The 8,177-nt window shown below is 73.6% G+C and carries 7 protein-coding genes and 1 pseudogene; 1 reads left to right on the top strand and 7 read right to left on the bottom strand.

Going from position 1 to position 8,177, the window contains the following annotated elements:
• Window positions 1-419 (top strand): annotated as a pseudogene (locus tag D0D28_RS36165) (hypothetical protein); the annotation flags it as partial.
• Here D0D28_RS36165 and D0D28_RS13930 read toward each other — a convergent pair.
• The 7 genes from D0D28_RS13930 to D0D28_RS13900 all read right to left on the bottom strand — a co-directional run bounded on the left by D0D28_RS13930 (window position 409) and on the right by D0D28_RS13900 (window position 8,166).
• Window positions 409-1,473 carry an amidohydrolase family protein gene (locus D0D28_RS13930; RefSeq protein WP_094007853.1) on the bottom strand — a complete coding sequence of 355 codons (1,065 nt, stop codon included), beginning with the start codon at window positions 1,471-1,473 and terminating at the stop codon, window positions 409-411. The pseudogene D0D28_RS36165 and the gene D0D28_RS13930 overlap by 11 nt on opposite strands.
• On the bottom strand, window positions 1,474-3,000 hold the full coding sequence (gene ffh, locus D0D28_RS13925; RefSeq protein WP_094007852.1) for a signal recognition particle protein: 1,527 nt from the start codon (window positions 2,998-3,000) through the stop codon (window positions 1,474-1,476).
• A gap of 79 nt (window positions 3,001-3,079) precedes the next feature.
• Window positions 3,080-3,943 carry a hypothetical protein gene (locus D0D28_RS13920; protein WP_116110849.1) on the bottom strand — a complete coding sequence of 288 codons (864 nt, stop codon included), beginning with the start codon at window positions 3,941-3,943 and terminating at the stop codon, window positions 3,080-3,082.
• Window positions 3,940-4,239: a YciI family protein gene (locus D0D28_RS13915; RefSeq protein WP_205413257.1), complete on the bottom strand. Its 300-nt coding sequence runs from the start codon at window positions 4,237-4,239 to the stop codon at window positions 3,940-3,942. Before D0D28_RS13915 ends, D0D28_RS13920 begins: the two co-directional genes overlap by 4 nt.
• A gap of 288 nt (window positions 4,240-4,527) precedes the next feature.
• A complete protein-coding gene (locus tag D0D28_RS13910; protein WP_116110847.1) occupies window positions 4,528-5,409 on the bottom strand; it encodes a Ku protein in 882 nt (293 codons plus the stop codon).
• A 38-nt stretch (window positions 5,410-5,447) separates the two neighbouring features.
• On the bottom strand, window positions 5,448-5,807 hold the full coding sequence (locus D0D28_RS13905; RefSeq protein ID WP_094007848.1) for a hypothetical protein: 360 nt from the start codon (window positions 5,805-5,807) through the stop codon (window positions 5,448-5,450).
• Between the two features lie 46 nt (window positions 5,808-5,853).
• A complete protein-coding gene (locus D0D28_RS13900) occupies window positions 5,854-8,166 on the bottom strand; it encodes a [protein-PII] uridylyltransferase (protein ID WP_116110846.1) in 2,313 nt (770 codons plus the stop codon).
• Window positions 8,167-8,177 lie beyond the last annotated feature (11 nt).

Genomic DNA, 8,177 nt, shown 5'->3' with positions numbered 1-8,177 from the left:
GGTATCGCCGTGCCGGGCGGCGCAGAGCTGGGGCCACGGCGGGGTGCGGCGCCGGGCCGGAGATCGCCGTGCCGGGCGGCGGTGGGCTGGGTGCCGCGGCGCGGTGCGACGCCGGGTATCGCCGTGCCGGGCGGCGCAGAGCTGGGGCCACGGCGGGGTGCGGCGCCGGGCCGGAGATCGCCGTGCCGGGCGGCGGTGGGCTGGGTGCCGCGGCGCGGTGCGACGCCGGGTATCGCCGTGCTGGGCGGCGCAGAGCTGGTTGCCACAGCGCGGTGCGGCACCGGGGCTGGAGAAGGCTGCGTCGGGTGGGGGTGGGCTGGGTGCGCGGCTCCAGCGGGGCCGCCAGCGAGTCGCTGCGGGGGGCGGTTTCGGCGGCGCTGCGCGGCCGCTACCCGTGGCGGTTGGGCGTCAGTGGATGATCGCGCCGCGGAGGATTATGTGGCGTGGGTTGCGTAGGGCCGACAGGTTCTCGCGCGGGTCGGTGTCCAGGACCAGGAAGTCGGCGGGTGCGCCCTCGCTCAAGGCCGGGTGGCCGAGCCACTCCCGCGCGGCCCACGAACCCGCGGCCAGCGCCTGCTCCGCCGTCATCCCGGCGCGGTGCAGCGCCTCCAGCTCGTCCACCAGCCGGCCGTGCGCGATCATGCCGCCCGCGTCGCTGCCGGCGTAGACCGCCACGCCGGCGTCCAGCGCGTTGCCGACCAGCTCGCCGACCCGCGCGTACAGGGCCCGCATGTGGTCGGCGTACACCGGGTACTTGCCCGCCGAATCGGCGATGCCCGGGAAGTTCTCGATGTTGATCAGCGTCGGCACCAGGGCCGTGCCGCGGCGGGCCATCTCGGCCAGCAGCGACGGGTCCAAACCCGTGCCGTGCTCCAGGCAGTCGATGCCGGCGTTGATCAACCCGGGCAGGGCGGCCTCGCCGAAGACGTGCGCGGTCACCCTGGCCCCGGCCTCGTGGGCGACCTTGATCGCCTCCGCCAGCACGTGGTCCGGCCACAGCGGCGCGAGATCGCCCACCGAACGGTCGATCCAGTCGCCGACCAGCTTGACCCAGCCGTCGCCGTCGGCCGCCTGCTCGGCGACCGCGGCGGGCAGCTCGTCGGGGTGCGACAGGTCGATGCCCAGGCCCGGGATGTACCGCTTGGGCAGCGCGAGGTGCCGTCCGGACCGGATGATCCGCGGCAGGTCGGCGCGCTCCTGCAGCGGCCGGGTGTCGATCGGCTGGCCGCAGTCGCGGATCAGCAGCGTGCCCGCGTCCCGGTCGGCCAGCGCGTTGACCACCGCGCCGTCGAGGTCGGTCGGCCCGTCCGGCCCGATCGCCGGGTGGCAGTGGGCGTCGACCAGCCCGGGCACCAGGAAACCGTCCGTCACCAGGGTCCGCGCGCCCTCGACGGGCGTGTACGTGACCTTGCCGTCGCTGATCCAGACGTCGCGCTGCTCACCGTCGGGCAGCACCACTGCGCGCAGGTGCATCTACTTGTTCTTCGGCAGCTTGAACTTGGACGGGTCGAAACCGGGCACGTCGTTCAGGCCGCCGCCCAGCTGGGACAGGTCGGGCATCCCGCCGCCGGCGCCGCCGGGCGGGAGCATCGGCATGCCGCCGGGGAACCCGCCGCGCACCTTGGGCTGCGTCGGGCCCTTGCCCTTCTTCCCCTTCTTGCCCTTCTTGCGCTTGGTCGCGCTGCCGCCGCCGAACCCGAAGCGGCCGGCCATCTGCTGCATCATCTTGCGGGCTTCGAAGAACCGGTTGACCAGGTCGTTGACCTCGCGCACGGTCACGCCCGACCCCTGCGCGATGCGCTGGCGGCGCGACCCGTTGATCATCTTCGGGTCGGCCCGCTCGGCCGGGGTCATGCCGCGGATGATCGCCTGCAGGCGGTCCAGGTGCTTGTCGTCGACCTGCGCGAGCTGGTCCTTCATCTGCCCGGCGCCGGGCAGCATGCCGAGCAGGTTGCCGATCGGGCCCATCTTGCGGACCGCGAGCATTTGCTCCAGGAAGTCCTCCAGCGTGAGCTGGCCGGTGCCCAGCTTCGCCGCGGCCTTCTCGGCCTGCTCCTGGTCGAAGGCCTGCTCGGCCTGCTCGATCAGGGTGAGCAGGTCGCCCATGCCGAGGATCCGGCTGGCCATCCGGTCCGGGTGGAAGGTGTCGAAGTCCTCGAGCTTCTCACCGTTGGAGGCGAACAGGATCGGCTGGCCGGTGACCTGCCGGACGGACAGCGCCGCACCACCGCGGGCGTCACCGTCGAGCTTGGTCAGCACCACACCGGTGAAGCCGACGCCGTCGCGGAACGCCTCGGCCGTGGTGACCGCGTCCTGACCGATCATCGCGTCGACGACGAACAGGATCTCGTCGGGCTGGACCGCGTCGCGGATGTCCGCGGCCTGCTTCATCAGCTCCTCGTCGACACCCAGCCGCCCGGCGGTGTCGACGATCACGATGTCGTGCTGCGCGTGCTTGGCCTCGTCGATACCGCGGCGGGCCACGTCGACCGGGTCGCCGACGCCGTTGCCCGGCTCCGGCGCGAAGGTCTGGACCCCGGCGCGCTCACCGACGACCTGCAGCTGCGTGACCGCGTTGGGGCGCTGCAGGTCACACGCGACCAGCAGCGGCGCGTGCCCCTGCTTCTTGAGGAACAGCGCGAGCTTGCCGGCCAGCGTCGTCTTACCGGAACCCTGGAGACCGGCGAGCATGATCACGGTCGGCGGGTTCTTGGCCAGGCTCAGACGGCGGGTCTCGCCACCGAGGATGCCGATGAGCTCCTCGTTGACGATCTTGATGACCTGCTGCGCCGGGTTGAGGGCCTCGGAGACCTCGGCGCCCTTCGCGCGTTCCTTGACGTGCGCGATGAACTCCCGGACGACGGGCAGCGCGACGTCGGCCTCCAGCAGCGCGATGCGGATCTCGCGCGCGGTGGCGTCGATGTCGGCGTCGGTCAGCTTCCCCTTGCCCCGCAGGTTCTGCAGGACCGAAGTGAGCCGGTCGGAGAGGGTGTCGAACACGGGTGTGCACGCTCCAGCTGGTCGTGGTTGTGCCGCCTGCGGCGTCCCACCAGGGTAGCCGCTGCGGACGGGTGGCCTGTCAGGCCTGTCGTTCGGCCAGCAGCCGCATCCCGCCGGGCTCCAGCAGCACCACGCACGGCACCAGCTCGGTCGTGTCGTACTCCGAGCCCAGCACCTGCTCGTGGATCGCCTCGGCCCAGCCCGAATCCGCACCGGCCACGAACAGCTCGTCGGGGCAGGGCAGGCCGACCACCAGCCGCTCCTCGCCCAGGTTGCGGGCCATCTGCGCGCCGAAGTCGTCCAGCGCCAGCGCCGATCCGGCGAGCCAGTCCTCCCGGGTCAGGTGCAGCAGGTCGCCGCGCTCGCCGCGGTGACCGGTGACACGCAGGCCGCGCTTGAGGTTCGCCCCCGCCTCGGCCAGCAGCTCCGCGAACGGCGGTGAGCCCAGCTCCTGGTAGCCGTGCGTGGTGACGTGGTGCATGCCGAGCGTGCCGCGCGGGGTGGGGCCGACGTGGGCCAGCGCAACCGACAGGCGGCCGGGCACCAGCGGGTGGTGCGGGATCGAGCCGAGCACCTCGGCGCGCGGCGACGACGCGCTCCACAGCACCGGCAGCAGCTCCGGCGCGGGCGCGGCCTGCTCCGCCAGCACGCGCTCGGCCTCGGCGAACGCGGCGGCCCAGCCGTCCGGGCCGGGCCGGTCGAAGCTGTAGGTGTGCTGGGCGCCGGGGAACATCAGGGCGACGAACCCGAGGTCTTCGGCGTCGAGCTCCCACTCGCTGTAGACGGCGGTGACGTCCGCGGGCTGGACCTGCCGTTCGGCGCGCACCTGCGCCCACGCCTGCCGCAGCGCGTCGTCGGCCACGGTGGGGGCGCTCGCGACGACCGGTTCGTCCAGGCCGTGCACCCGGAAGGCGACGAGGTTCTGCGTCACGTCGGTGTTCACGCCGCGCTCACCAGTCCCGCCAGCGCCGGGTGGGCGCGGCCGACGTCGATCGTGGTGATGGAGTACTCGGCGACCCCGGCCCGCACGAACGGGTCCTCGGCGGTGATGGCCAGTGCCGCGGCCCGGTCGACGCCGCGGGCGAGGATCGCGCCGCCCTCGCCGGCCGGCACCGTCTGGCCGGAGGCGATGAACGTGCCGGCGGCGTGGTGCCGCTCGAGGTACTCGACGTGGCCGGCGATGTGCGGCGCCACGTCCGCCTCGCCCCTCAGGTAGCGCAGGATCAGCAGATGCAGCATGGGCGACATCCAACCGCGCAAGGGAAAGTGCGGGTGGCCCGCCCCCTCGCCGGGCCACCCGCACACGCACGCCGCGGGCGCCGGTCCCCCGGTGCTCGCCGTACCCCCAGTACCAGCGAGTTCCTCCGGACATCCGTGGCGTGATGTCGGTAAGACTGCCGGTTCCGCGCGGGCCGGGGCAGCGTGAAGACCCCCAAGTAGCCCTAGGTAGATCTACTCAGGATGCGGGTGCGCGCAGGGGTGTGACCCGCTTCGCCCGGGGGCGTGACGCGGGTTTCGACGAATTGTTCAGCGCGGTGATTTGGGCGCGGACTTCGCCTTCGACGTGGCCTTGCGCGCGCGGGTCTTCGCGTCGGCGGCCTTCTTCGCGGCGGCCTTGGCCTTCGCCACGCCCTGGTCGGCGTCGGCGCGGTCCTGCGCGCTGCTCTGCAGGGCCTGCAGCAGCTCGGTGACGCCCTCGTCCTGGATCGCGGCCGTCGGGCGGACCACCTGGCGGCCCTCGACCTTCGCGTCGACCAGGTCCTGCAGCGCGGCCGCGTAGCCGTCGGTGTAGGCGGACGGTTCGAAGTCGCCGGAGAGGTTCTCGATCAGGTTCGCCGCGGCCCGCAGCTCGGGCATGCGCAGGTCGATGTCCTCGTGCAGGAAGGGGAAGTCGGGGCGGCGGACCTCGCTCGGCCAGTGCATGGTGTCGAGCACGATCAGCTGGTCGCGCACCCGCAGCGCGCCCAGGGTCTCCCGCTGCCGGATCGCCACCTTCACCAGCGCGACGCGGCCCGCGGTGAGCAGTGCCTCGGCCAGCAGCACGTACGGCTTGGTGGCGGGCACCTCGGGCTCCAGGTAGTAGCTCTTCATGAAGTACACCGGGTCGATCTGCGACGGCGGGACGAACCCGCACACCTGGATCGAGTGAGCGCTTTCCGGCGCGAGCGACGCCAGCTCCGCCTCGGACAGGACCACCACGTCCCCGCCCGGCAGCGCGTAGCCGCGGCCGACCTCCTCCGCCGGGACCTCCGCGCCGTCGACCTCGCAGACCCGCTTGAACCGCAGCCGCCCGCCGTCGGTCAGGTGGAGCTGGTGCAGGCCACTGCCGGGCTCCTCGGTGGCGCTGTACGCCTTCACCGGGATGGCGAAGCTGCCGACCCCGATCGTGCCCTTCCAGACTGTCCGCATCCCACCGACGTTAGTGACGCGGAAACGACGTTCAACAGCTACAAACGGGTGTTCTCACCGGCGTTCGCGGCGATGAACGCGGCCAGCGGCGCGCTTTCGCCGAGCGCGTCGGCCGAATAGCCGAACGCGGCGCCCGCCGCTTGGAGGATCTCCACGAGGGCGGCCATTTCCGCCGACGGCATCGCGGCCAGCGCACCGAACCGCGCTTCGCCGAGCCGCTCGGCGAGCCCGGTGAGCGCGCCGGACAGGTGGCGCTGCCCGGCGACGAGGTGCTTGAGGACGGCGACGATCTCCCCGAGATCGGTTTCCGGGGCCCGGTCCAGCTCCGCGGCGCAGGCCTCCAGGTGCGCGGCGGCGACCGTGAGCGGCAGGATCGTCGACTCTGGCACGAGCGACATCCTGCCACCCCCGATCAAGGAAACCGTGGCGACACCCCGGAGCGGATCAGCTCGCCGCGGTGAGCACCGCCTGCTCGACCCGCTGCCGCCACGCCGGGTCCAGCTTCCCGCCGCGCGGGGAGACGGCGAAGGAGTCCACGGCCGCGGCGCCGAGCGTGGCGACCTTGGCCCACTTCACCTCCGCGCCGCACGACCGCAGCGCCCCGGCGACCCGGTACAGCAGGCCGATCCGGTCGGTGGCCCGCAGCTCCAGCACGACCGTGTTCGAGCCGCTGGTCTCGTCGTCGAACCACAGCACCTTGGGCTTGGCGGCCACCCGGGTCGGCTGGTAGTCGCGTTCCTTCGCCGCGATCTTCGCCTCCAGCGCGAGCCCGCCCGCGACGGCTCGCGCGAACTGCTCGCGCAGCAGCGACGGGTCCGGCAGCGACCCGAACTTCGGGGACGCGGTGAAGATGCCGGCGCGCCCGCCGTCGTGGCCGCGCAGGACCGCGGTGTGCACCTCCAGCGAGTGCAGCGCGAGCACCCCGGCCGCCGGGGCCAGCAGGTCCGTGTGCGCGGGCGCGGCGACCACGACGGTCGCCATCCTGCCGTCGTGCGTGATCAGCACCTCGCTGCGGCCGGACGCCACCGCCGCCGAGACCAGCTCGCGGCGGCGCGCGTCGAGCGGCTCCGGCGGGCTGAACCCGTTGCCCTGCACGGCCTGGCGGCACCGGTTGACCAGGCCGGCGACCAGCCCGGCCTTCCAGTCGGTCCACATGCCGGGCCCGGTGGCCAGCGAATCGGCCTGGGTCAGCGCGTGCAGCAGCTCCAGCAGGACCACGTCGTTGCCGACGGTCTTGGCGACCCGCGCGATCGTGGCCGGTTCCTCGATGTCGCGGCGGGTCGCGGTGTGCGCCAGCAGCAGGTCGGGCCGCACCGCGGCCGAGACGAGCGCGGCGTCGGCGGCGGGCAGCCCGATGCGCTGAGCGACCTGCAGCGAGATCGCGGCGCCCAGCTCGGAGTGGTCGGCCTCGCGGCCCTTGCCGATGTCGTGCAGCAGCGCGGCCAGCAGCAGCAGGTCCGGCCGGGACACCGTGGTGGTGAGCTTGGCGGCCTCGACCGCGGTGTGCACGAGGTGCCGGTCGACGGTCCACGAGTGCACCGGTTCGCGTGGCGGCAGATCCCGCACCGCGCCCCACTCCGGGAACAGCCGCGCCCACAGCCCGGTCCGGTCCAGGGCTTCGACCGCGTCGATCAGGCCCTCGCCCGCGCCGAGGAGTTCGGTGAGCGAGTCCCGCGCGTCGGCCGGCCACGGCGTGCGCAGTTCCGGCGCCGAATCGGCGAGCGTGCGCAGGGTGCCGTGCGAGATGGGGGTGCGCGTGCGGGCAGACGCGGCCGCGACCCGCAGCAGCAGCGCCGGATCCTTGGCCGGGACGGCGTCCCGCGCCAGCGCGACCTCGTTGCCGTGCAACACCACGCCGTCGTCCAGCGGGGTCCGGCTGGGCCGCCGGGAAAACCGCCCGCGCGGCACCTCGGCGGTGGCGCCGACCGCGACGTCGACCGCGTAGCCGACCGCGCGCCCGGCGCCGGACAGCTTGCGCGCCAACGTGAACCGGTCGCCGAACCCGAGTTCGGCTGCCACCAGCTCGGCGTCCACACCGGACAGCACGTCCCGGTCGCGGCGCAGTTCGCGGCGCATCTCGGTGCGCACGTCCAGCAGCAGTTCCCGGGCCTGGCGCAGTTCCTCGCCGGGCCGGCCGGTGAGCTGGGCGGCGGCCAGGGCCTCCAGCACCCCGAGGTCCCGCAGCCCGCCGCGGCCGTACTTCAGGTCGGGCTCGGCCGACTGGGCGATCTCCCCGCTGCGCTGCCAGCGCTTGCGGGTCGATTCGGCGAGTTCCGGCAAGCGCTTTCGCGCGGTGCGGCGCCACTGGTCGCGCGCCGCCGTGGCGAGCCTGCCGGTCAGCTCGGCGTCCCCGGCGATGTGCCGGGCGTCGAGCAGTCCCATCGCGGTCCGCAGGTCCTCCGAGGCGACCTGGAGGGCCTCCCCGGGGGTGCGGACCGAGTGGTCGAGGCCGATGCGCGCGTCCCACAGCGGGTACCACAGCGCATCGGCGATTTCGGCGATCCCCGGGTGCTGGTTGTGGACCAGGACCAGGTCCAGGTCCGAGAACGGCACGAGCTCACGGCGGCCGAGGCCGCCGACGGCGACCAGCGCGACACCGGGTTCGGCGGTGTCCACGCCGGCCGCCGCGGCGGCCTTGCTGAGCCAGAACTCGTACAGGTCCACCAGCGCGGCGCGCAGTGCCGAGGCACCGAGCCTGCCGTGCCGGCCCTCCAGCAACCGGTTCGCCGCCTTGGCGAGTTCCCCCCCGACGACCATCCGGTGCTTCC

The sequence above is a fragment of the Amycolatopsis ruanii genome, from assembly GCF_003385175.1.
Lineage (GTDB): Bacteria > Actinomycetota > Actinomycetes > Mycobacteriales > Pseudonocardiaceae > Amycolatopsis_E > Amycolatopsis_E thermalba.
Note: the sequence above shows the minus strand (reverse complement) of the source record. Positions and strands in the feature narration are given on the sequence as shown.